The sequence below is a fragment of the Oceanobacillus sp. FSL K6-2867 genome (genome assembly GCF_037963145.1).
GTDB lineage: Bacteria > Bacillota > Bacilli > Bacillales > Amphibacillaceae > Oceanobacillus.
Window position 1 is genome coordinate 3,574,935 of record NZ_CP150144.1, and the last position, 22,001, is coordinate 3,596,935.

Sequence of the window (22,001 nt, forward strand, 5' to 3'; positions counted from 1 at the left end):
GCCGATGATGAAAGGCTTATTACATATACGGGTAATAAGACCTTATTTTTTGCTGCTTTCATCATCATTTTCAACTACATGCTTAAGAATTGATAATTTGTTTGTCCAAAATTGTTCATAATATGCTAACCATTGTTTTACTTCTGTAAGCGGTTCTGACCGCAATTGATAAATCTTTTCTCTGCCTATCTTTTCACCAGTTACTAAACGGGCCTCAGAGAGTACGTGAAGGTGTTTGGCAATAGCCGTGCGACTAACGGGAAATTGTGATGCTATTTCTGAGATTGCTAGCTTTTTGGTTGAGAGCAAACGAAGAATTTCTCTTCTTGTTGGGTCGGAAATGGCTTGAAATACATCATATTTTAGTGTTGCCACTTATGCTTCAGTAACCTTTCGAAGCTTGTTATGAATAATATTCGACCAGCCATTATTCATCCTTTCACGAATGATAGAGCTTTTCTCGTTTGCTTTAGAAATAATGGTATCTTCCGTTTTCCAACCACTATGTATAAGTATAAATTCCGTTTTTCCGCCTAAGTCTTTTAATAAAAAGGAAATAGTCCAGCCTTCTGTGTCCCATGAAAAAATTATTTTGTTTGGCTTATCCACTTCCAGAACTTTACATGGGGATGGACCAAATGGAGATTGTAAGTGAAATTCATGACCGGCAACAGGTTCAAAATCATTCGGCATAAACCATGACGCAATACTTTCTGATGTTGATACAGTATCCCATACTTTTTGTATCGAAGCATTTATAATGACGGTTTGTTTAATATCTTGTAAGTTTTCCATTTTAATTGCTCCTTCAAATAACACCTTTTGGTTTCATTTGAACTATATAGCACCAATAGTTTTCATGTCAAGTCATTATATATAAATCTTTTGCACTATCAAAACTGTTATTTCCTAGGAAATACTGTGTATGGCATACATGATAATCGAAATATATTTTTTAATTTTTGCATAAATTGTGCTATAGTAATAGTTAAAACTGCTAGCATAATTAAATACATAGGAAGTGTAGTGTAATGAATACACAAAAATACCATATGAAAGATTACTATTTTTGGAAAATATCTTTAAGCTTAGCGTTTGCATCTTTTTTTGTTTTTGCCAGCATTTATATTGTACAGCCGCTTTTACCGTTGTATGTCAGGGAGTTCAATGTATCCGTATCAGAAGTGACGCTAACCTTATCAATGACGATTGTTGGTTTGATAATTGGTTTAATCATCCTTGGTTTTTTCTCCGACCGAATTGGAAGAGTGGCTATTATTAAGTATTCATTAATCGGATCAGTTTTTCCTTTCCTTTTAATTCCCATGTTGGATTCATTTTATCTTTTTGTGCTATTACGATTTATTCAAGGCTTTGCACTAGCTGGATTACCTGCAGCATCACTTGCTTATTTAAACGAGGAAATAGAGCGTTCCAGTGTCGGAATTGCAACGGCATTGTACATAGCCAGCAATGCGCTTGGCGGGATGGCTGGAAGGGTTTTGGCTGGTTATTTAACAGATAAATATGCTTGGGAAACTGTATTTTATATATTTGCAGGCGGGGGGTTATTGATAGTAGCACTCGTTTTTATTTTTTTGCCAAAGTCACGATTCTTTAAACCGAGCAATCTATCATTTCGAAAAGACATTGAAGGAATGATTTTTCATTTGAAAAATCCAACAATTATTATGATTATAGGTATGGGGGTTATACTTCAGCTTTCATTTACATCTATATGGACGTATTTGCCGTTTCATCTGGAATCAGAACCTTTCTCGCTTTCAACAAAAGCAATTTCTTACACCTTTTTTGCCTATGGATTTGGAGTAGTAGGAGCACCGATTGCGGGCTGGCTGGCGGGAGGGATGGGGTTTAATATCGTTCGTATCACAGGAATTCTTGTCCTGTCCGCTGGTATTTTAATGACATTCAGTTTATCCTTGCCAATGATCGTAATTGGCTTATGCGTATCCTGTCTGGGTTTTTTTACTGCGCATTCGTTAACAGCTACCTTTGTCGCGGAAGAGGCTGCACATCATAAAGGTGGTGCATCGAGCCTGTATTTAGTGGCATATTATGTTGGTGTTACGTTTGGAAGTTCTGCAGTCGGACCACTTTGGAATATAGCAGGATGGAATGCAATTGTATGGATAGCTGGAATGCTGCCAGTTGCCTATTTAATTTTAATAACTCTCATACAGAAAAAAGTAAGAAAAACAGAGTTGCATATAAAGCGGAATGAAACTTAAAAAGGCTGAAGCAAAAGTATTTTAATCATATAAAGTAAGAACATGGTTATGAAAAAATATTTCCGAAATATATTCCATAAATTATAAAATGAATGAACAAGAAGTAAACACATAGAAATCGAGAATATATTTTTAAAATAAAATAAAAAGCTAGTTTATCAAATGTTTTTGATAGTTATCATATAATAAGATTTAGATGTTATGAAGGAGTTGCAGTTATAGGATGAAATTATTATTGACAGGATTTGAACCTTTTTTAAATAACAAAACCAACCCTACAGAAATGATCGTAAATGAATTACATGGTCAATTCATCAATGATTACCAAATTATTGGAGAAATTTTACGAGTTGAATTTAATATATCTGGAAAACAATTCATTAAGCTGTTAAAAAAGCATGAGCCAGATGCAATTATTTCACTTGGATTGGCAGCCGGACGCGATCGAATTACTCCAGAGCGGATTGCAATTAATTGTAATGATGGCCCTGTTGATAATCTTGGATATAAGCCGAATGGAGAAAGAATCTTTGAGCATGGTCCAGATGGTTATTTTAGTAAGCTGCCAATCTATGAAATAGTAGAATCATTAAAAAAACATGGATTACCAGCAAAAATATCAAATACAGCAGGTGCTTATCTTTGTAATAATATCATGTATCATGGTTTACATTATTTTGAGGAGAATGGACGAAAAGTGCCTTCTGGCTTTATTCATATACCAGCATCTCATCAGTTAGCGGTGGAAAGAGATATACCAAGCTGGTCTGATGCTGATTTAATAAAAGGAATCCAAATCGCAATTGCTTGTTTATGATAGGAATTTATGTGGGTCCATATATTATAAACAGCTGAGTTTTCCTGGGAATTATTCAATTTATGATCTGCCTTTTTGATAATTAATTTGTTTAACTTGTTTCGGATGAAATAAACTTCTTGGAAGTATTGATTTGCGTCCGGAAATGGATTAAACTGGTCTAGTTAATCAAGAATGAAGGAAGATGATAAATATGCCTAGGTATATTTGGCTGCTAGTGATTGCAACAGTAATCAACGTAACTGGTGGCTCTTTTCTATGGCCTTTAAATACGATATATATGCATAATGAGCTTGGTAAAAGTCTTGCTTTTGCTGGGTTCATTTTAATGTTCAATCAAGGGGCATCCATTGTGGGAAACCTGCTTGGCGGAGCACTATATGATAAATATAGTGCATATAAGTCAATCCTTGCAGGAACATTTCTAGCAATGATTGCTTCCGTTATTTTAGCGTTTAATCACGGTATTGTGGCTTATTCCATTTTATTAATTATTATTGGATTTGGAAATGGTATTACTTGGCCAATTATGTTTGCCATGGCTGGATCCCTATGGCCAGACGGTGGTCGTAGGGCTTTTAACGCTGTGTATGTAGCACAAAACCTTGGGGTAGCATTGGGGGCGACATTGGGTGGTTATGTGGCAAGCTTTTCATTTGATTATATTTTTATTGCTAATGCACTGGTGTTCATTCTCTTTTTCCTGATAGTACTTTTCACGTTCAAAGGAATGGATCAGTCAAAAGATCGTCAAATGCATACATCTATTATTGAGCAACGGGCTAAAATTCAAAATAAATCAGCTTTTATCTCATTACTAATTTTATGCAGTGGATTTTTGGTTGTATGGATTGCGTACAGTCAATGGCAGTCAACAATTGCCTCCCATACACAAACGATAGGTATCCCGCTTGAACAATACAGTTCCCTCTGGGCAATAAATGGTTTCCTTATCGTTCTGGCGCAACCTCTGGTAAAATGGTTTACAGATAGAATAACTTCACCAAAGCAGCATATTCATATTGGTACTTCTATCTTGATAATATCCTTTACTATTGCTATGTTTGCTGAGAACTTTACAATGTTCGCAGTTGCAATGGTTATCTTAACAGTAGGTGAAGTTCTTGTGTGGCCAGCAATTCCAACACTTGCAAATAAACTTGCACCAAAAGGACGAAGTGGATTTTATCAAGGAATCGTTAATAGTATTGCGGCATTAGGAAGAATGATTGGACCTGTGCTTGGTGGATTTATAGTTGATTTCTACAATATACAATTACTATTTATCATTGTAATGGTATTACTGTTTATTCCTTTTATTACAACGAAGTTTTTTGAAAGGGATAATCAGGAGAAAAGACAAACCATGTAAAGAAAAGGGGCATTTAAATGACAGTAGAAAAGAAAGCTATTCAGTTAATTGCACTGGATATGGATGGAACGTTATTAACAAGTGATCTCGAAGTATCCTCCCGGACACAGAAGGCGATAAAGCAGGCTTTAGAGCAAGGAATTCATGTAGTCTTGAGCACAGGTCGCGGGTTTCAAACGTGCTACCCATATGCGGAACAGTTGCAGCTGCAATCCTATTTAGTAACTGCCAATGGTGGACAAATATGGACAGTGGAAAAGGAACTATTGGATCAGCATCTCCTGGATACAGCGTTAATTGAGAAAATGTATAATCTTGGTACACAAGTTGGGGTAGAGATGTGGATGATTTCCACAAATGGTGTGTTTCGAGGAGAAGTGCCAGATAACCTCGATGAGTATGAATGGTTAAAATTTGGCTGTCAATCTAAAGAAAAGCAAAAATTAGATATTATGATTTCAGAGCTTTCTAAGTATGAAGAACTTGAGTTAACGAACTCACTGCCAATTAATGTGGAAGTAAATCCAAAAGGTGTAAGTAAAGCGAAAGCATTACAATTTCTTTGTAATAAGATAGGCATAACAATGGATGAAGTAATGGCTGTAGGGGACAGCCTGAATGATATTAAAATGATACAGGAAGCTGGTATTGGTGTAGCAATGGGAAATGCACAAGAGGCGATTAAAAAAGTAGCAAATCACGAGACAGATACGAATGATAATGACGGTGTTGCTAAAGCGATTGAGAAATTTGTGTTATCGAAATAAGCTAGTCAAAATGAGCTGCGTTTTATGCAGCTCATTTTTTCTGGCTCTATCATAGTAAGTTATCTTATATACCTGCAATCCAATACATCAATACCGATACAAGCACAGAAGTAATCAGCATCGCATAGAACGGGCGGAGTGCTTTACTTTTTACATCTTTTAAGCTGACGTTTAGCCCCAGTCCAACCATTGCGGAGGTTAAGATGAAGGTAGTAGCAATACTAATACCACTCATGAAACCATCTGTTACTGGAATCGCATTTCCAAGAACATAGCTTCCGATTATGCTCATTGCGATAAAGCCTAATAAAAACATAGGAAATTTAACATTTGTATGGTCAGTCCCGTCTCCAGACTTACGGCTTCTTATCCAAAGAATCATGATAAAGCATAAAGGAACTAATAAGAATACACGTCCAAGCTTTGCTAATAAGCCAAAAGCGAGTGCTTCTTCACCAGCAGGATCTGCAGCCAATGCAACATGTGCAAGCTCATGTAAGCTAAGACCTGACCAAATGCCGTATTGCACCTCACTGATTGGAAGAATCGGTAATAATAATGCGTATATAATCGAAAAAACAGTCCCAACTAATGCGATAATTCCAATACTGATTGCAGTATCCTCTGACTTTGCCTTCACAATAGGCGCGACTGCCGCAATTGCGGCAGCACCACAAATTCCAGTTCCAACACCGAGCAGCAATGCAATTTGAGTGTTACCTTTAAAAAGCTTTGCTAAATATACAGTGATTAAAATAGCGAACGCGATGGTTATTGCTCCCTTCACTAGAAGCCCAATCCCGTCTTGAAAAATAACATCGATATTTAATTTTAAACCATACAAAATAATTGCTAAACGTAATAAATACTTGGAAGAAAACTCAATCCCTTTTCTGAAAAATTCAGGATAACCAAAAACCTGGCGATAGATAATTGCTAAAAGAATTGCACAAGCCAATGGGCCGACCCGGTTTAATCCAGGAATTAAAGATAATAAATAGCCAAACAAAGCAAAAATAAATGTAAATCCGATACCTGACAGAAGCTTTTTCCAATGATTGGAATTATTCGTTAATGTGCTCATTATTATTCCTCTTTTCATTATTCTATACAACATTATAGATTCAGTTATATAATAAGGGAAATAAATTATTACAATGATGATAATAAGTTATCCTTATTATCAAAACCGAATAGAGTTAGATAGAATACCTCTCGCGATTTATAACATTTAAAATCCGAATTACCTGCAATGGAATGAGTAATTATTACCTCAGGGATTGCAACGTTCAGATGGTTTCCGCGACCAGTGAGTTACTTTGAATTCCGTTCTTTGGTTTTTCCTTCTGGCAAATAGAAAAAGAATAAGAAGAACCGACCGAGAGAAAAGCTATCAAGGCTGATTAGAAACAAAAAGGTGAAAAGTCAACCGAGAAAATAATTTTGACAGAGGTGGAAATTAAGTTGATAACTCTATCTATGGGATTTCAATTGGCAGTGCTTCCACCCTTAATTGCACACTAAGTCGCACAGTTCTTCTATGATAATAAAAATAAACTTGAAGCCGAAATAGGTTGCTAATGTATAAGAAATTAGAGTAATTGTTCTTTAATCTAGTGTTTATTCATACAATAAAAAGGAGGACATGATAGTGGATCAGCATTTGATTGTTTTTAAAGAAGTAGTTGAGAGGAAAAATTTTTCACGGGCGGCTAAAGAATTACACATGTCACAACCTGCAGTTAGTCAATATATTGCAGCATTAGAAAAAGACCTTGGTGTACGATTGCTTGAGAGGAGCAATAAATTTGTAGAACTGAATAAAGCAGGCAAGATGGTTTATAAATACGCCCAGGAAATATTACGTAATTACGAACAAATGCGAATGCTCGTTTCTGATTTAAAAAATGAACCAAGTGGTGAATTGAAAATAGGAGCTAGTTACACTATTGGCGAATATGTCCTTCCGAAACTTTTGGCTGAATTACAAGAGGAATTCCCGAATATTCTTCCAGCTGTGACAATAGGAAATACAGAAGAAGTTGGAGCAAAACTTGTACAGCATGAAATTGATATTGGACTAATTGAAGGAAATTTTACACATAACCAGATTTCCATCGAACAATTTGCCACAGACGAAATGTATATAATTACTGGATCAGACCAATCCTTTAAAAAGGAAGCGTGTATTTCTATAAAAGATTTAGAAAATGAAACTTGGATTATTCGTGAGGAGGGTTCCGGCACGAGAAAGATGCTAGAAGATTTTTTTCAACGAGGTAACTTAGAGCCAAAGAGAATATTGACCTTCGGAAGCACTCAAACGATTAAGGAGGGTGTGGAGGCTGGTCTTGGTATAAGCTTACTTTCCAACCTCACATTTTCGAAAGAACAGCAGCTAAATAAAATCCAAAAAATATTTATTGAAGGTACACCGATAAAGCGAAAGTTTTCAATCATTAAAAATTACCATGAGTTTCAGCCGAAAGCTTTACAGGCATTTGAAAAGCTCGTAAAGCAGTCAACATAGTCGATTTGTTCTAGATACCCTTACATTGAGACTGAAAAAGGAGTATAATAAGTATTGTAGAAGGAAAGGGGATGCTATCATGTCATTTTCTCGTGGACCAAGAGAACCGGTTCCAGAGGTGGAAACGAACGTATGGTCATGTACTAGTGACGACTGTCAGGGTTGGATGAGAGAGTCATTTAGCTTTGCTGAAGAACCAACATGTCCATTATGTAACTCGAAAATGAATCGGGAAGTTCGAGTAATACCGGAAATGAAATAAGGAATAGTATCTCAGGTAGTTATAAGTTTCAGTATAGAAAAATCCAGTCACATTGATTGGATTTTTCTTTTAAAAATAATGTTTAGATGAGATAAGTGTCCGAAAGCTTTCCCATTCAAAATATTTTCCTTGTATTTTTAAAAGATTTCGTGTAAAATAAATTAACTGAAAATTTAGATTGGGAGTGTGTTTATTAAATTAGGAGGTGGAAACAATGGTCACTGTTAAAATGCTAAAGCCGTATTACATTAAAACGGAAGAAGAATATGTCCGAGTTATACTTGCATATCAATATTTTTCTGTAGTAATTAATAAAAAGGTTTATCAATTTATTCCCGTAGAAGCTAATGAGATTCGAATTAACCGAAAAACTAAAGAGGTGGAGAATCTGGATGCGGTCTTTGCTTTTCAAAACGGAAAAAACGTTGTAAATGTTACAATGTCCAAGCTCATCTCCATCCCTGATTTCCTTCAGCAGCTACACTCAATCGCAGAATCATATTATCATAATGATGAATCTCACGTAAGTAAAACGGAACAAGAAAAAGAAGCACACCTTTTTATACGTGAAATGGAAAGGGAAAATATTAAAAGGCTAATTGATATTTCCTTGGATAAGCAGGATAAAGCTGCATTTTATAAACTAGCAAAGTTATTATAAAACAAATAAAAAAGTAAGCGCTTTCTAAACAGCTTGATTTTATAAAGCATCCTGCAAAAAAATCTACTCCTCCATTATGTGAGAAGTAGATTTTTTATTATTGGTTTATTTGATTTTATTAAACGCATCTGTAACTTTTTTCGTTGCAAGTCCACTTTCTTTATCTTGCACTTTTTCCACCATCATCGCAATGATTATATCCTGACCGTCTGTAGGATAGCCAACAAACCAGCCATTTTCGTCACCAGACGAATCGTTGCTTAATTTTAGCTCAGCAGTACCGGTTTTTCCCGAAATCGGAAAATCAGAAGCCTGTGCATGTCGGCCAGTACCATCTGTAACAACCTTTCGTAAAGCATCCTTTATGGCGTTGGCTTGTTCAGCAGTAACCAGGCCTTCCTTCCATACTTGGCCAGTCTCTTCACTTGTAAGCAAGGTTGGCTTCACCATATTTCCATCATTTAAGAAAGGAGCATAAGTCAATGCGAGGTGAAGTACATTCATTTCGAGTTCACCTTGTCCATAGCTGGAGTTTGCTAGCAGGACCTCATCATCTAACTTGCCGCTGGATGAAATCGTGGATGATGTCACCGGATATTCAAAAGGAAATTCTTCTTCAAAACCAAACTCTTTTAAGCCATCTGTATAACTTTTAGCTCCCATTTCAACAGCTTTCCTAGCAAAGAAAATATTATCCGAGCGAATTAATGCATCAGCTAAATCTACAGGGCCATTAGAGGTTGAAACGCGACGAACCTCATAATCTCCCCAGCCTTCACCATTACTCCATGTCAGACCGTTAATCTCGATACCATCACCAAGTTTAATGGAACCATTTGTTAACCCGATTGCGCCTGTGATTGGTTTAATGACAGAACCAGGTGCAAAGGTAGCAGAAAATCTGTTTAGTACAGGGTTACGCTCGTCTTCCTCTAATTTTTCCCAGAAGTTTCCTGATGTACCATATAACACTTCGTTTGGATCAAAGGAAGGACTGCTGACTAGTGCTAACGCTTCGCCTGTTTTTGGATCAACTGCAGCTGCTGTACCAGCATCATCCTTGAATGTATTAAATATCTTTTCTTGTATATTAATATCAATGGTAGTTGTAATCGTCTCCCCGTCTTCAACAGGAGTTTCCGCGAGTACAATATCCTCTTCACCCTCATTTGCAATCACGATACGTATACCTTTCTTCCCTTTAAGCTGCTCTTCATATAATTGTTCCAACCCACGTGACCCGATTTTATCGTTTGCACTGTACTGACTAGAATCAAGCTTTTCCAAGTCGTCGGCGGTTACATTGCGAATATAACCGACAAGATGTGCTGCTGCTTCACCGGCAGGATAAACACGACCAGTCATTTCCCTTGATTGGACGCCATCAATCGCTAACAATTCAGAAAGAAGTGCTTCCTTAGGCTGCACGCTTTTTAGTGGCACGAATAGATTATCTTCTACCCATGCTGCATTCAAAGCTGTATCAATTGCATCTTCGCTCATTCCAAGTAAGTCTGCAACCTTCTGCTTCGATTGTTCAGGATTTTCACCGAGATTGCCTGGTACAATACCAATTTCATAAATCGTATCATTAATAGCCAGTGGCATTTGATTGCGGTCCAGAATTTCCCCGCGTTTTGGAGCAGTTGTTTTTATCTGTATTTGGCCATTTTCTTTTAAAGCAGGGAATATAAATCCGGATTCCCATTCAATATACCAATTTTTTGAATCTTCATCTTCATCTTTCTCTTCTTGTTGGATAAGGGTTGCTTCGTGTTCAAAACTAATTGGCCCTGCAGTTGTTTCTAATTGAACATTAAATGGAATAGTTGCAGTACCTTCTTTCATTGCTATATCCAGTTGTTCTTCATTTAATTCTTCAAAGCTTACTTGCAAGTCAGAAACACCTATGTCATTATAAATAGATTGTGTGCGTAAAACAGATTGATCTTCAGAATACGTGTTTGCTGCATTTTTAGAAAACATTTCATACATTTGGTCAAACTCAAGTTCATTCCAATGATCTACATAGTCCTGAAAACGATCATTCGGTGTAGCCTGATCTTTTTCTGAGCATGCACCAAGAATGAGTAAAAAAACAAATAACATGATAATTCGTTTCATACTAATTCCTCCAAACTTTATTTTTACCAATAAAAAGATCTATTTTATTAAAATTGTATTTTAAATCTGTACAGAGAAGAAAAGCCACGCTGTTAATTTCGATGTACAGGTGACTTTTCTAATGATTACGGAGAACGTTATTTTGCTTCCATATGTGCTGTTATATCTGATGTTATTCTGCTGAACTCTTCGTCAGGAACGATATAATACCAAACACCGCCAATAGTCTCACCAGATCCGTTAATTTCCATTGTAGTGATGTTTCTTCGAGCACCAGCGTAGTCTGTAAATAATGTTTGGATTTTTTTCATATCTAAATCTGTTTGTACATTATCCCCTAAAATAGTAAGAATCTCTCCGACTTTTGTAATGCTTGAAAAACTTGCTGCTTCATTCATCGCTGCGGCGATGACATTACGTTGGCGTTCGTTTCTTCCCATATCTCCACGGGGGTCTTCATAGCGCATTCGAATATAGTCGAGTGCCTGATCACCATTCAAACTGATTTGACCTTCAGGAAACGTATTTCCACCACTTGAAAAAGCCATGCTGTTGTTAATTGTAACACCGCCTAAAGCGTCAATTCCTTGCTTAAAACCTTCCATATTCACTCTGGCATAAACATGTACAGGCAAATTAAACGTTTCTTCTACTGTCTGAACAGATAAATCAACCCCGCCAAAAGCATATGCATGGTTAATTTTGTCCATACCACGTCCTGGGATATTTACATATGTATCCCTTGGAATGCTCAGCATAATAATTTCATTTGTTTTTGGGTTAATAGACATTAGAATCATTGTATCAGAACGCCCTTTATCTCCTGAGCGTTCATCTACCCCCAGAAGTAAAGCATTTAGCGAGTCATTATCTGAAAAAATCGATTGAATTTGTTTTTGACGATCCGGATCATCATCTCTTGCTAATGGATTGTGCATTGTTTCAATTGTTGCACCCACTTCGTTCCATAAATAAAATACATAACCCCCAATTAGCAAAAATAATCCAAGTACGATTCCTACGACCCATCGAACCCATTTCCGTTTTTTCTTATTATGTTTTTTGTCAGATCTTGATACCACGTGTATTCTCCTCTGTATTAAAATGTTAAAAATATAGGACTTCTTAACGACAAACGATGTAAAAAATTATCAAATCTTGGATAAATTATATACGAAATAGTGAATATAGTCTATGAAAAATGTATAAAGATTTTATTCGCTTGCATCGTCAGAAATCGGCAATGCAGTAATAATATAACGATCCGGAGCACTGCCAACAAATGAAAAAGGATAACAGGTTGTTAATGTCAAAACCTCTTCATCATGTGGAACTATAATTGTACGATCATCTGCATCGACTATTTTAGTTTCTATAATTTTATAGGAAAATTCACCGTGAGGCAGTTCAATTGTCAATATATCTCCAATCTCCAGTTCCCCCATACGACGGAATACTGTGTCGCGGTGACCAGATAAAACAATTTGATCATTTTGAAGTGGGTAAGCAGTCCCGCGATAATGTCCGACACCTTTAGCGAGCTCATCTTCATGAGTCCCTTCAACAATAGGCAAATCAGCCTCAAGCCTTGGAATATGTAACATACCTACTGTCTCTCCAGTATCTGGTGAGAATTCCTTAACAAGTTCGGTTTGACTTTTTGATGGGTCAATAGACTCTTTTTCACCAAGCAATGCCTGAGCTTCAGCCATGCTTTCTTTTTGCGCCATTTCTGTTTGATACCACTGAAATCCACCATAAGCAAGGAAGGCTAACCCGGTAACAATTATGAACAATGAAATTTTTTTCATGCAACATACCCCTTATGATTATGCTTACACTCAGTATAGCTAATTTAAAGGATACTTTAAAGATTAAATATTTAAAATAAAATTAATAGCAAACTATTGTCATGCAGATCTTATTCTAAATAGAAGATACCCTTTGTTCTTTATAAAATAAATAGGTAATTAAAATATTTAAAATAGAAGTAAAATAAAGTAAATTTAAGGATTTAAAAGATAATCGTTCTTTATAACGTATAAATAGCTGAATTTGAGTGTTTCCTATTTGAAGAAAATAAATTATACTCCAATTAAATCGTTCGTTATTAAGAAACTTAATGGTAAAAAGAACGATTATGACCTGTCGGGTTACATATGAAAGGAGGGTTGTTGCTGTATCTAGCTCCGTTCGTTAAATAGCACTAATATTTTTTTACAGAAGAAGTAGCAGCCATTCAGCGAACAGCGACAATTTTTGTTAGCACATGGGAGTATAACAATACTTCCCAAATGCATGCAGCGGAGTAACTGCCCAAGAAATTTTATGCATGCCAAGTTTCTGGAAATCATTTTATAAAATTGAAGGAGGAATTTTAAGATGAGTTTAAAGAAAAAGTTAGGTGCAGGTGTAGCAACAGCAGTTTTAGGATTAGGTTTAATCGGTGGAGGCGTATTTGCTTATTTTAGTGATACCGAAACTACGAATAATACATTTGCAGCTGGTACGTTGGATTTAGCTGCTAACCCTACTACTATTATTGATGTAGAGAACATTAAACCTGGAGATATAATGGTTCGTGAATTTTTATTAGAAAACAATGGATCATTAGATATTTCTTCAGTTGATCTATCTACAGTAACTAACGTTATTGATGCAAAAGGTGACAATACTGATGAGTTTGCAAAACATATTAAAGTACTCTTTCTAGAAAATGCAGATAAAACTGGTGATGGTTGGGTAATTGGGGATTATAATGATGTAGTTTATGAAACCACATTATTTGACCTTCAATCTCAAAATCCAGACGCAGTTGAAAACGTACAAGGTTTCTTCACACATTTATTTGGATTAAATGGAGAAGGTGATGGTTTAGAGGCAGGAACTTCAGATCAAATGTACGTAGCATTCGAATTTGTTGATAATGATGCAGATCAAAACGAATTCCAAGGGGATGCATTAAAACTAGAATGGACATTCACTGCTCACCAAACAGAAGGCGAACTTAGATAACAATAAACGGAGGAGAGCATATCTCCTCCTACATAAGCTCCATAAAAAATACCATAATCAAAGAAATTTTTAAAACATTTGAAGGGGGAGAATTGATTTGAATCTGAAAAAAAGTTTAACCGTTAGCTTCATTACTGCTGCACTAGGAATTGGTTTAGTTACTGGTGGGACCTTTGCGTACTTTAAAGATACAGAAGACAGTGGAAATACGTTTGCAGCAGGATTATTGGACTTAGGGATAAATAAAGAATCAATCATAACGATAGAGGATATTGTCCCTGGAGATACAATCAACGGAAATTTCGAGCTTTCAAATAATGGGACAGTAGACATGAAGGAAGTTATCTTTAACTCTTCCTACGAGGTTATCGATCAAGGTAAGAATAATGAAAAAGACGATCTGGGGGATCACATAGTTGTTGAATATTTGCATGATGTGAACGGAAAAGAAAATGTGTTGTTTAAAGAAAAACTATCGAATTTAACAAATAATCCCACAAAAATCTTAGAAGATTTTAAGGTTGATAGTAATCCTCAGAAATTCACTGTGCGTTTTAGTTTTGTAGATAATGATAAAAATCAGAACCACTTCCAGCAAGATTCCCTAAAATTGAAATGGGAGTTTGAGGCGATTCAAAGAGATGGGAAACCTAATTTTCAATAAATAATAACGAAATAATGAAAGTATCAGAAGGAGTCTGTAATCACATTCTCCTTCTGACTTATACCTATTCATTAGCATGGAATTTTACGTTTGATGCTAATGAATAGGTATAAAACACAGATGTATTGAAAGGCGGAGATAGGTTTGCGAAGGAGCCGTTTAAGCAAATTCAAACAAAAAAATCGATTGTTACTTCTACTATTAAAAGCATCGTTCATTTGGTATGTTTTAATTTTTTCTGTTAATTACTTAACATCAGATACAGCTGCATATTTTACAAATGCCAATGGGGCATCAGGTGATGTAACTATTGGTACGTGGGAAGAACCGGAAATCGATAGTTTTTTGCGTTTTACCTCTAAAGGAAATGACAACATCAAAGCTTGTAAGGATGTAAAAATTTATACAAAATTAAAAAACGATGGGCCTGCTGATATGAAAGAAAGCAGTTCTTATGAAGTATATTTTATTGAGAATGGAAATCCGGAAAAACATGGAAAGAAACTGGATTTGAGTAAAGGTGAAGGAGTTATTCCTCAACTAGATATAGAGGAATCAACCAAACTCACTTTTAAAGCAAGTTCTCCTGGAGTTTATGTGTTTACGACAAAGGAGATAGCAGGAGATAGCAGCAGTAAAACGATTTGGAGTAAATGGATAAAAGTAAATTGTCCTTCCTCAAAACCGGCTGATATGGAGGAAAACACACAAGAAAAAAATTCTGAAAGCAAGGAAGAAGAAAAGGCAACACCACAAACGAATGAAACGAAAGAAAATGGTGAGAAGCAAGCTGAATCCAAATCAACTGTAGAGGAAACTGAAAATACAGAGGAAAAAAAGGAAGAAAAATCTAAAGAAGAAAAAGTAACTGAAGAAGTCAAAACAGAAGTTGAAGAAGTTAAAGAAGAACCAAAGGCTTCAGTGAAAAGCAAGGAACAAAATCTTGAAGAAACAGAGAGTCAAGAGGAAGAAATAGTAAACGAACAGGAAGGTGAAAAGGAATGAAAGCAAGGAAGGTTTTAAAATGGGCAAATCGAATTGTTACAAATGTTCTTGTGCTTTTGTTGATTAGTGTAGCAGCTCTTGTATTATCAACTAAATTGGCTGGCGGAGAACCGGAAGTGTTTGGATATCAATTAAAGACAGTGCTTTCCGGGTCAATGGAACCGGGTATTCAAACAGGGTCCATAATTGCCGTACGTTCGATTACAGAAGAAGAAAAAGGTGGTTTTGTAAAAGGCGATGTCATTACATTTATGGAAGAAGACAGCAAGCTGATTACACATAGAATTACAGATGTAAAAGAAACAGGAAGCGGTGTTCTCTATACAACAAAAGGTGATAATAACAATGCAGCAGACAGAAATCCAGTTCTGGCAGACAATGTTGTAGGCGCATATGAGGGATTCACGATCCCTTACATTGGATACATTGGAAGTTTTGCGCAATCACCTAATGGAAGTATTGTATTTATGATTTTACCAGGTATATTAATGCTGGGTTACTCTGGGTTCACGATATGGAGAGCATTAAGACAAATCGATGAAAAAGAGAATATTGCAGATGCAAAATAGTCATACATTTCAATGATACGAGGAAGGTGCTTATGAAACACGAAAAAATCATTCCCTTACTATTAATTGTGCTAAGTGCTTTCTCTATGAATATAACCAACCCATCGTCAGTTTCTGCTGATAATGAAATAACTATTGATCTATTGCCTGAAGAAGTGCTGTTTAACATTGATAATATGAAGCCAGGGGATTGGGCACCACGGTCTGTTGTTATTCAAAATAACGGTACAATGGATTTTGAATATCATGTTTCCGTTAGATCTAATAGTGAGTCGATGAAACTTTATAATGAATTACTCCTGGAAGTCAGTGATACAAAAGGATTTCTATATAACGGAAGATTGCAGGATTTTAAAGAGCTGCCTGCCCGTAATTTAGTAAGCTCCAGTGAAGAGACATTGGAATTCACGGTACGCTTTCCAGAACATTTGGGTAACGAGTTTCAAGGGTTGAATGCCAATTTCACCTTGTTGTTTACAGCGGAGGGGAAAGGCGATGACCGAGATGAACAATCTGTTGCCGGCGCTGTTAGCAGTGGGGGGAGCTCAACTTCCGACGGTTCTCCACTTCCAACTACAGCAACCGACATGTTTAACTTGCTTCTTATAGGACTTATTCTTTTGATAGCAGGTGCAATAATCTATGTTTACAATAGAAAAAGAGCGATGTAGTACTTCTTCACCAGGGGATAAACATAAATAGATTAACCTGCGAAATAAGTAACAATTTTGATGGCTTATACTACAAAACTAGTGTTCATACGACAAAACAAGTCACCCAATAGTTGCTAAATATATAGTAAAATATGCTTATGCAATTATAGTTATAGGATAATCCAGTAGGTTAAGAAGGAATGGAAAATTAATTAAATGCCCTGCTGGGAACAGCAAAATTATCTGGATTTTGATGGAGGCGGAGTCGTGGAGAAGGTAATTGAAATTGTTGCATTTGATCAAGAATGGATTTCATTAATTAAAAGCGCAAAAAAGCTAGGCATATCGTTGGAAGAAATTCGGCATTTTCTAAATAGCGCAAGTACAAAGACATAAGTTTGATTTAATTTTTACTAATAATAGAACTCTTCACCAAAATTATGATATAATTCGCAGAGAAAGTAGGTGAAGAACTTGATCGGTGAAAAAATCAAACAATTAAGAAAAGAAAAACGAATGTCGATTTCAGAGCTTGCTGAAAAGGTGGGAGTAGCGAAGTCTTATTTAAGCTCGATTGAGCGAAACCTTCAGTCAAATCCATCGATCCAGTTTATCGAGAAAATCAGCCAAGTGTTAGGAGTTTCTGTGAACGATTTAATAAATGATAATAATTCCATAGTTGAAACAGAGTTAGATAGCGAATGGATGAAAATTGTAAAAGAAGCAATGGAGTCTGGAGTTTCAAAAGAACAATTTAAGGAATATCTTGAATTTAATAAATGGCGTCAAGAACAGGATAAATAAAAAACCTAACCGTTAAGCAAATGTGCTTTGCGGTTTTTTGCTGTGCAATTAAATTTGCTTTCTACTATAGAAAAGGAAATGTTCACGACGAATTAAACAAAATGGAGATAGAAGAATAATGAATTGATTATTCATTTTAACATCCCAAGATTCATGCCGATATAAATTATATAGAAAAAGTGTACGGCAGGTATAGAATTTAAATTTTTAACCGCCGGATAAACAAATAATCTAGACTTTTTATGGAGGAAAGCTTTAATGAAACGTAGAGAAACCAGGAAACGAGATAGTAGAGGTACACCAAAATGGATGGTTACATACTCAGATATGGTTACCCTTATTCTTGTTTTCTTTATTTTATTATTCTCCATGTCACAAATTGATTTAAATAAATTTAAAGCAATCTCAGAATCCTTTCAAAATAGGATGATACTTGACTTCTCTTCATCGGCTATACCGATGGATAATCCAGCGGAGCAAATTAATCACGAAGAAATTGGGGAGCAGCTAACTGAACATGAATTACCTTCAATTACGGATGACGCTTTGGAACAGGGATATGAAGAAGATCCATTAAATAGCTTGTTAGAAGATGTAGAAGCCTATTTGAATGAAAATGATCTGAATGAGGTAATTACAGCTAATCGAACAGAACGAGGCGTTGTTTTAGTATTGCAGGACAGCATTTTTTTCGAAACTGGTGAAGCGGATATTTTAGAAGAGGGAGAACCTTTTCTGCAAGAAATTGGTTATTTACTTATGGAAATCCCCAATGAAGTAAAGGTTGAAGGACATACTGACAGCAGACCGGTGAGCAGTTTTCGTTATCCATCAAACTGGGAGCTATCTGGTGGACGGGCAAGCAGTGTTGTTCGTTACCTGATTAAGCAATTTAATATTGATGAATCTCGTTTTTCAATAGCAGGATATGGTGACACAAGACCGATAATGCCTAATGATACAGAATCGAATATGCGGGAAAATAGAAGGGTAGAAATAATTATTATGAATAAAGATTAATAGTCTTCAGTCAATTGGGCTATGAAACATTTTTGCAAATTAAATAGACGGATTATATAAATGGAGTAAGCTATGATAATAATTACCATAGCCTTTATTTCTGGATGGCAGGTGATTTTGAAGAAGAATTAATATGGACGTTCTTCAGATTAACTTCATACCATGTCTTGTCCGATAAATCCGTTTCAGATATGGCTTTAATGTAAGCATTAGGAAAAATCTTTCTTACATATTCAACTTCACTTGCAGCTAATCTTAGCTCTCTAAGGTACCTGCCATTGATAAAAGAATTTCGAATGAAAGCTTCAAACATTTCGTTTTGGGTTAGTTTCAGCAAAATTTTTTTCCTCCTTTAATTAATAATGATGAGAAGCTGATTAATGTTTAAAATGCGGTTTAACAAAGTACTTTCATTTTTACTGATTAAATAATGTGATAGAGATAGTTGAAAACTCCAGCTCTATCTTTCATATAGCTGCCGGTGCAATTGTAGTATATTTGCGAATTTTATTATTATCCCCATGTTTTCTGCAAATATACGCAGCATAAGTGTAACTAGTATATTTCGGATATATTTTGCGTTATAATTTTCTTAAAAGTATTTGACGAGAATTGTATTTTTTAGAAGGTTTGGTAGATTGATGATGAAGTATTTATATTGGTTAATCCCTATTAGTTGGATGAGTGTTATATTTTATTCTTCGGCAACACCGTATGAGAATCAAGACATTAAACCATTGCTAGGCACCATGGTAGATTTGAGTTTTTTAGAAAGTATTTCCCGGCCCATTTCTTTTACCTATAATCAATCAGTTATAAGTGTGAATACACTTGGTGTCAACGGCTTTGTTGAGTTTTTCATACGTAAGGCTACCCATATTACAGTATTCTTTCTATTAGCGCTGTTTTTTTATCTTGCTTTTCGAAAAACAACAAATATGAAGCAGTATCATTGTCTTGTTTACGCCTTCCTGCTGACGGTTTTATATGCGATGGCAGATGAGAAGCATCAAGGTATGACGCCTAACCGAACTCCTTATATAGGAGATGTTGGTTTAGACAGTCTCGGTGCATTGCTTGCAGTACTCGTTATCGTTATCACTTGGCAAAAGAATAAAAGAACCGACAAAAATGTTAATATATGACGAACGATATAATGAAAATCAAAAGTATACTTATTTTATTTTTGATTTCGACATAATTCGTCACCATTCTTTGAGAAATTATGCTAAAATTTTCATTAAATGTAAAATATAATTTAGAAAATAGGCAAAAGGCGGGAATTTGATGAAAGAGCAGGAACAATATAAAGAAATGCTTAGCAAAATGATTGCTGAAACAGAAAAGAAAAAAATTCATAGTTCAGAAGATCTGATTAAAAAACTAATAAGTGAGCTATCGAATAGTGAACGTTTAGCTAAATATACCCATTCACAAGTAATTGCCAAATAATAAAAAACTGCATCCTCATGTTTGAGAACGCAGTTTTTTTCATCCATTTTCTGTTTCAGCTGATGTAACATCGATTTCGATGTATTTTTGATCAACTGTTTTTATTTTTGCTTGGTCATTTGTCAAATCAATGATCCATTTTTGGAATGCTTCTGCCTCATCTTTTTTTACGAACACGATGAATTCAACATTTTCCATATAATTTATATTTTCAAGCTGGTGTGGAGAATTTCGAAGTTCATTTTCTACTTTGCCAAGCAAGGTGTAGTCGACCATAATCGAAAAGCCTTGCATCAATTCTCTTCTAACAACTCCGGTTGCTTTAATAGCTTGAGAGGTTGTACCCCCATAAGCACGGATTAACCCTCCTGCACCTAACTTAATACCCCCAAAGTATCTTGTAACGACAACAGCAGTATCTTTAAGATGTTGTTTTTTCAGAACCTCCAGCATCGGTACGCCAGCTGTCCCGCTCGGTTCGCCGTCATCATTTGCCTTTTGAATCTGATCATGCTCGCCAATAATGTATGCTGAACAATTATGTGGAGCATCTGCATGTCTTTTCTTAATTTCCTGTATAAATTCTTGGGCGGCTTCTTCTGTTTCTACTCTGCGAATATAACCGATAAACCGTGACTTTTGAATGATGATTTCATCATTTCCATTCTTTTTAACTGTTAAATAGCTTTTTAGCATCTTGATTTTCTCACCTCAAACGAACATGATAGTAGATGTATAGCCTTTGTATACAATAAAAAATAAAAAAATTATCAATTTCTGGATGAAAATTACGGTTAAAAGGGAAAAGACCCTTTAAAAAATAAAACGATGTACGTATAATTATAACACAGGTTGGTGGGGAATGATGAGTGTTAAAATAAGTGAGAAGGCATTAGATCATGTGATTGATGATATGGTCGATGTTGTCGAAAATAGTAAAGATGAGATTTTTAATATTAGTGAGGAAGCACGCAGGGAGCATGATAACCTTATTCTGGAACTGAAAGAAACGAAGGAAAAAGTGCTTCAGCATATTGAAAATGGAGATAAGCTTGAAGAACGAGTGCGTTTTTCAAGAAAACGATTAGCCGAGGTAAGTAAATACTTCGAACGCTATTCTGAAGAAGATATTCGTGAAGTGTATGAAAATACCCATCTCATGCAAACCAATCTGGCTATTTTACGTCAGGAAGAAAAAGCATTACGAGATAAACGAGATGAACTAGAGAGAAGATTAATTACGTTATCACATACAATCAATAGAGCTGAGGGTTTGGCTGGAAAGATTTCTGTAATACTTAATTATTTGCAGGATGACTTTAGACAAGTAAATGAAATGATTGAAAACGCAAAGGAAAAACAGGAATTTGGTCTTAAGATTATTGAAGCTCAGGAAGATGAGAGACGAAAAATATCAAGAGAAATTCATGATGGGCCAGCACAAATGCTTGCGAACATTTTACTTCGCTCTGAGATTGTAGAACGAACAATTCGCAATGGTTCGATGGATGATGCAATAGAAGAGATTAAAAACGTTCGAAAAATGGTGCGTTCCTCATTATATGAGGTAAGAAGAATCATTTATGACCTAAGACCAATGGCATTAGATGATCTTGGACTTGTACCTACCATGAAAAAATATGTTGATAGTATTTCAGACTATAGTAAAATACCGATAGAATTTTCAGTCCTTGGTGAAGAGAAGCGGCTTAACTCAAAATATGAGGTTGCGTTTTTTCGATTAATGCAAGAATCTATACAAAATGCGATTAAGCATAGCGAAGCGAGCCACATTCATGTGAAGTTAGAAATACGCAGAAACAGCTTAACGATGGTGATTAAAGATAATGGAAAAGGCTTTGATGTCAGCAAGAAAAAGGATAAATCTTTCGGTTTAATCGGGATGAGAGAAAGGGTGGAAATGCTGGAAGGGGAATTACATATTCAGTCCTCCCAAGGTATGGGGACAGCAATTATCATAAAGGTTCCCTATTAATCAGGTTACGTATATAATAGGTTATATAGATTTAAGGA

The 22,001-nt window shown here is 35.7% G+C and carries 26 protein-coding genes; 18 read left to right on the forward strand and 8 right to left on the reverse strand.

Annotated elements, in window-relative coordinates; all coding sequences use genetic code 11:
• Positions 1-42: 42 nt before the first annotated feature.
• Both NSQ77_RS17210 and NSQ77_RS17215 read right to left on the reverse strand, forming a co-directional pair.
• Positions 43-375: a metalloregulator ArsR/SmtB family transcription factor gene (locus tag NSQ77_RS17210; RefSeq protein ID WP_339227292.1), complete on the reverse strand. Its 333-nt coding sequence runs from the start codon at positions 373-375 to the stop codon at positions 43-45.
• Positions 376-795, reverse strand: coding sequence for an SRPBCC domain-containing protein (locus NSQ77_RS17215; RefSeq protein ID WP_339227293.1), 420 nt, complete (start codon positions 793-795; stop codon positions 376-378). It lies immediately after the preceding gene.
• Positions 796-1,031: 236 nt separating this feature from the next.
• Between NSQ77_RS17215 and NSQ77_RS17220 the strand changes: the two genes are divergently transcribed.
• The 4 genes from NSQ77_RS17220 (at position 1,032) to NSQ77_RS17235 (ending at position 5,208) form a co-directional block, all read left to right on the forward strand.
• Positions 1,032-2,252 (forward strand): MFS transporter, encoded by a 1,221-nt coding sequence (locus NSQ77_RS17220; protein ID WP_339227294.1) that lies wholly within the window; start codon positions 1,032-1,034, stop codon positions 2,250-2,252.
• Between the two features lie 223 nt (positions 2,253-2,475).
• Positions 2,476-3,069, forward strand: a complete 594-nt coding sequence (locus NSQ77_RS17225) for a pyroglutamyl-peptidase I (protein WP_339227295.1) — start codon at positions 2,476-2,478, stop codon at positions 3,067-3,069.
• Positions 3,070-3,262: 193 nt separating this feature from the next.
• Entirely contained in the window at positions 3,263-4,441 is a 1,179-nt protein-coding gene (locus tag NSQ77_RS17230) for an MFS transporter (RefSeq protein WP_339227296.1), read from the forward strand.
• 17 nt (positions 4,442-4,458) lie between these two features.
• Complete coding sequence (locus NSQ77_RS17235) at positions 4,459-5,208, forward strand: Cof-type HAD-IIB family hydrolase (protein ID WP_339227297.1); 750 nt, start codon at positions 4,459-4,461, stop codon at positions 5,206-5,208.
• Between the two features lie 64 nt (positions 5,209-5,272).
• On the opposite strand, the gene NSQ77_RS17240 is transcribed toward NSQ77_RS17235, so the two are convergent.
• On the reverse strand, positions 5,273-6,292 hold the full coding sequence (locus tag NSQ77_RS17240) for a putative sulfate exporter family transporter (RefSeq protein ID WP_339227298.1): 1,020 nt from the start codon (positions 6,290-6,292) through the stop codon (positions 5,273-5,275).
• 561 nt (positions 6,293-6,853) lie between these two features.
• Between NSQ77_RS17240 and NSQ77_RS17245 the strand changes: the two genes are divergently transcribed.
• The 3 genes from NSQ77_RS17245 to NSQ77_RS17255 all read left to right on the forward strand — a co-directional run bounded on the left by NSQ77_RS17245 (position 6,854) and on the right by NSQ77_RS17255 (position 8,661).
• Complete coding sequence (locus NSQ77_RS17245; protein WP_339227299.1) at positions 6,854-7,738, forward strand: LysR family transcriptional regulator; 885 nt, start codon at positions 6,854-6,856, stop codon at positions 7,736-7,738.
• Positions 7,739-7,817: 79 nt separating this feature from the next.
• On the forward strand, positions 7,818-8,000 hold the full coding sequence (locus NSQ77_RS17250) for a cold-shock protein (protein ID WP_339227300.1): 183 nt from the start codon (positions 7,818-7,820) through the stop codon (positions 7,998-8,000).
• 214 nt (positions 8,001-8,214) lie between these two features.
• Positions 8,215-8,661, forward strand: coding sequence for an IDEAL domain-containing protein (locus NSQ77_RS17255; protein WP_339227301.1), 447 nt, complete (start codon positions 8,215-8,217; stop codon positions 8,659-8,661).
• A 105-nt stretch (positions 8,662-8,766) separates the two neighbouring features.
• On the opposite strand, the gene NSQ77_RS17260 is transcribed toward NSQ77_RS17255, so the two are convergent.
• The 3 genes from NSQ77_RS17260 to NSQ77_RS17270 all read right to left on the reverse strand — a co-directional run bounded on the left by NSQ77_RS17260 (position 8,767) and on the right by NSQ77_RS17270 (position 12,596).
• Positions 8,767-10,785, reverse strand: coding sequence for a penicillin-binding transpeptidase domain-containing protein (locus NSQ77_RS17260; protein WP_339227302.1), 2,019 nt, complete (start codon positions 10,783-10,785; stop codon positions 8,767-8,769).
• Between the two features lie 137 nt (positions 10,786-10,922).
• Complete coding sequence (locus NSQ77_RS17265) at positions 10,923-11,867, reverse strand: LCP family protein (protein ID WP_339227303.1); 945 nt, start codon at positions 11,865-11,867, stop codon at positions 10,923-10,925.
• A 132-nt stretch (positions 11,868-11,999) separates the two neighbouring features.
• On the reverse strand, positions 12,000-12,596 hold the full coding sequence (locus NSQ77_RS17270) for a class D sortase (protein ID WP_339227304.1): 597 nt from the start codon (positions 12,594-12,596) through the stop codon (positions 12,000-12,002).
• A 571-nt stretch (positions 12,597-13,167) separates the two neighbouring features.
• Here NSQ77_RS17270 and NSQ77_RS17275 point away from each other — a divergent pair.
• The 8 genes from NSQ77_RS17275 to motS all read left to right on the forward strand — a co-directional run bounded on the left by NSQ77_RS17275 (position 13,168) and on the right by motS (position 18,515).
• Positions 13,168-13,800 (forward strand): TasA family protein, encoded by a 633-nt coding sequence (locus tag NSQ77_RS17275; RefSeq protein ID WP_339227305.1) that lies wholly within the window; start codon positions 13,168-13,170, stop codon positions 13,798-13,800.
• Between the two features lie 97 nt (positions 13,801-13,897).
• Complete coding sequence (locus tag NSQ77_RS17280) at positions 13,898-14,464, forward strand: TasA family protein (protein WP_339227306.1); 567 nt, start codon at positions 13,898-13,900, stop codon at positions 14,462-14,464.
• Positions 14,465-14,608: 144 nt separating this feature from the next.
• Entirely contained in the window at positions 14,609-15,469 is an 861-nt protein-coding gene (gene tapA / locus NSQ77_RS17285) for an amyloid fiber anchoring/assembly protein TapA (protein ID WP_339227307.1), read from the forward strand.
• Positions 15,466-16,038 (forward strand): signal peptidase I, encoded by a 573-nt coding sequence (locus NSQ77_RS17290; protein ID WP_339227308.1) that lies wholly within the window; start codon positions 15,466-15,468, stop codon positions 16,036-16,038. The genes tapA and NSQ77_RS17290 overlap by 4 nt, the downstream gene beginning before the upstream one ends.
• Positions 16,039-16,070: 32 nt before the next feature.
• Complete coding sequence (locus NSQ77_RS17295) at positions 16,071-16,709, forward strand: TasA family protein (protein WP_339227309.1); 639 nt, start codon at positions 16,071-16,073, stop codon at positions 16,707-16,709.
• A gap of 249 nt (positions 16,710-16,958) precedes the next feature.
• Positions 16,959-17,087, forward strand: coding sequence for an anti-repressor SinI family protein (locus tag NSQ77_RS17300; protein ID WP_339227310.1), 129 nt, complete (start codon positions 16,959-16,961; stop codon positions 17,085-17,087).
• A gap of 78 nt (positions 17,088-17,165) precedes the next feature.
• Positions 17,166-17,495: a helix-turn-helix domain-containing protein gene (locus NSQ77_RS17305; RefSeq protein ID WP_339231060.1), complete on the forward strand. Its 330-nt coding sequence runs from the start codon at positions 17,166-17,168 to the stop codon at positions 17,493-17,495.
• Between the two features lie 258 nt (positions 17,496-17,753).
• Entirely contained in the window at positions 17,754-18,515 is a 762-nt protein-coding gene (gene motS / locus NSQ77_RS17310) for a flagellar motor protein MotS (protein ID WP_339227311.1), read from the forward strand.
• A gap of 94 nt (positions 18,516-18,609) precedes the next feature.
• Here motS and NSQ77_RS17315 read toward each other — a convergent pair whose 3' ends face one another.
• Positions 18,610-18,852: a hypothetical protein gene (locus tag NSQ77_RS17315; protein ID WP_339227312.1), complete on the reverse strand. Its 243-nt coding sequence runs from the start codon at positions 18,850-18,852 to the stop codon at positions 18,610-18,612.
• 304 nt (positions 18,853-19,156) lie between these two features.
• Between NSQ77_RS17315 and NSQ77_RS17320 the strand changes: the two genes are divergently transcribed.
• Both NSQ77_RS17320 and NSQ77_RS17325 read left to right on the forward strand, forming a co-directional pair.
• Positions 19,157-19,660 carry a VanZ family protein gene (locus NSQ77_RS17320; protein WP_339227313.1) on the forward strand — a complete coding sequence of 168 codons (504 nt, stop codon included), beginning with the start codon at positions 19,157-19,159 and terminating at the stop codon, positions 19,658-19,660.
• Between the two features lie 142 nt (positions 19,661-19,802).
• Complete coding sequence (locus NSQ77_RS17325; protein ID WP_339227314.1) at positions 19,803-19,967, forward strand: hypothetical protein; 165 nt, start codon at positions 19,803-19,805, stop codon at positions 19,965-19,967.
• A gap of 39 nt (positions 19,968-20,006) precedes the next feature.
• Here the strand turns inward: NSQ77_RS17325 and NSQ77_RS17330 are convergent, their stop codons facing one another.
• Positions 20,007-20,663, reverse strand: a complete 657-nt coding sequence (locus NSQ77_RS17330) for a YigZ family protein (RefSeq protein WP_339227316.1) — start codon at positions 20,661-20,663, stop codon at positions 20,007-20,009.
• A 169-nt stretch (positions 20,664-20,832) separates the two neighbouring features.
• On the opposite strand from NSQ77_RS17330, the gene NSQ77_RS17335 reads away from it, so the two are divergent.
• Positions 20,833-21,963, forward strand: coding sequence for a histidine kinase (locus NSQ77_RS17335; RefSeq protein WP_339227317.1), 1,131 nt, complete (start codon positions 20,833-20,835; stop codon positions 21,961-21,963).
• Positions 21,964-22,001 lie beyond the last annotated feature (38 nt).

Excerpts from the sequence above, each read along its gene's own strand:
- NSQ77_RS17225 (WP_339227295.1), top strand. The coding sequence starts at position 2,476 with ATGAAATTATTATTGACAGGATTTGAACCTTTTTTAAATAACAAAACC.
- NSQ77_RS17330 (WP_339227316.1), bottom strand. The coding sequence starts at position 20,663 with ATGCTAAAAAGCTATTTAACAGTTAAAAAGAATGGAAATGATGAAATC.
- NSQ77_RS17235 (WP_339227297.1), top strand. The coding sequence starts at position 4,459 with ATGACAGTAGAAAAGAAAGCTATTCAGTTAATTGCACTGGATATGGAT.
- NSQ77_RS17255 (WP_339227301.1), top strand. The coding sequence starts at position 8,215 with ATGGTCACTGTTAAAATGCTAAAGCCGTATTACATTAAAACGGAAGAA.
- NSQ77_RS17240 (WP_339227298.1), bottom strand. The coding sequence starts at position 6,292 with ATGAGCACATTAACGAATAATTCCAATCATTGGAAAAAGCTTCTGTCA.
- NSQ77_RS17295 (WP_339227309.1), top strand. The coding sequence starts at position 16,071 with ATGAAACACGAAAAAATCATTCCCTTACTATTAATTGTGCTAAGTGCT.
- NSQ77_RS17335 (WP_339227317.1), top strand. The coding sequence starts at position 20,833 with ATGAGTGTTAAAATAAGTGAGAAGGCATTAGATCATGTGATTGATGAT.
- NSQ77_RS17320 (WP_339227313.1), top strand. The coding sequence starts at position 19,157 with ATGATGAAGTATTTATATTGGTTAATCCCTATTAGTTGGATGAGTGTT.
- NSQ77_RS17270 (WP_339227304.1), bottom strand. The coding sequence starts at position 12,596 with ATGAAAAAAATTTCATTGTTCATAATTGTTACCGGGTTAGCCTTCCTT.
- motS (WP_339227311.1), top strand. The coding sequence starts at position 17,754 with ATGAAACGTAGAGAAACCAGGAAACGAGATAGTAGAGGTACACCAAAA.
- NSQ77_RS17230 (WP_339227296.1), top strand. The coding sequence starts at position 3,263 with ATGCCTAGGTATATTTGGCTGCTAGTGATTGCAACAGTAATCAACGTA.
- NSQ77_RS17290 (WP_339227308.1), top strand. The coding sequence starts at position 15,466 with ATGAAAGCAAGGAAGGTTTTAAAATGGGCAAATCGAATTGTTACAAAT.
- NSQ77_RS17260 (WP_339227302.1), bottom strand. The coding sequence starts at position 10,785 with ATGAAACGAATTATCATGTTATTTGTTTTTTTACTCATTCTTGGTGCA.
- NSQ77_RS17215 (WP_339227293.1), bottom strand. The coding sequence starts at position 795 with ATGGAAAACTTACAAGATATTAAACAAACCGTCATTATAAATGCTTCG.
- NSQ77_RS17220 (WP_339227294.1), top strand. The coding sequence starts at position 1,032 with ATGAATACACAAAAATACCATATGAAAGATTACTATTTTTGGAAAATA.
- NSQ77_RS17245 (WP_339227299.1), top strand. The coding sequence starts at position 6,854 with ATGATAGTGGATCAGCATTTGATTGTTTTTAAAGAAGTAGTTGAGAGG.
- NSQ77_RS17275 (WP_339227305.1), top strand. The coding sequence starts at position 13,168 with ATGAGTTTAAAGAAAAAGTTAGGTGCAGGTGTAGCAACAGCAGTTTTA.
- NSQ77_RS17250 (WP_339227300.1), top strand. The coding sequence starts at position 7,818 with ATGTCATTTTCTCGTGGACCAAGAGAACCGGTTCCAGAGGTGGAAACG.
- NSQ77_RS17325 (WP_339227314.1), top strand. The coding sequence starts at position 19,803 with ATGAAAGAGCAGGAACAATATAAAGAAATGCTTAGCAAAATGATTGCT.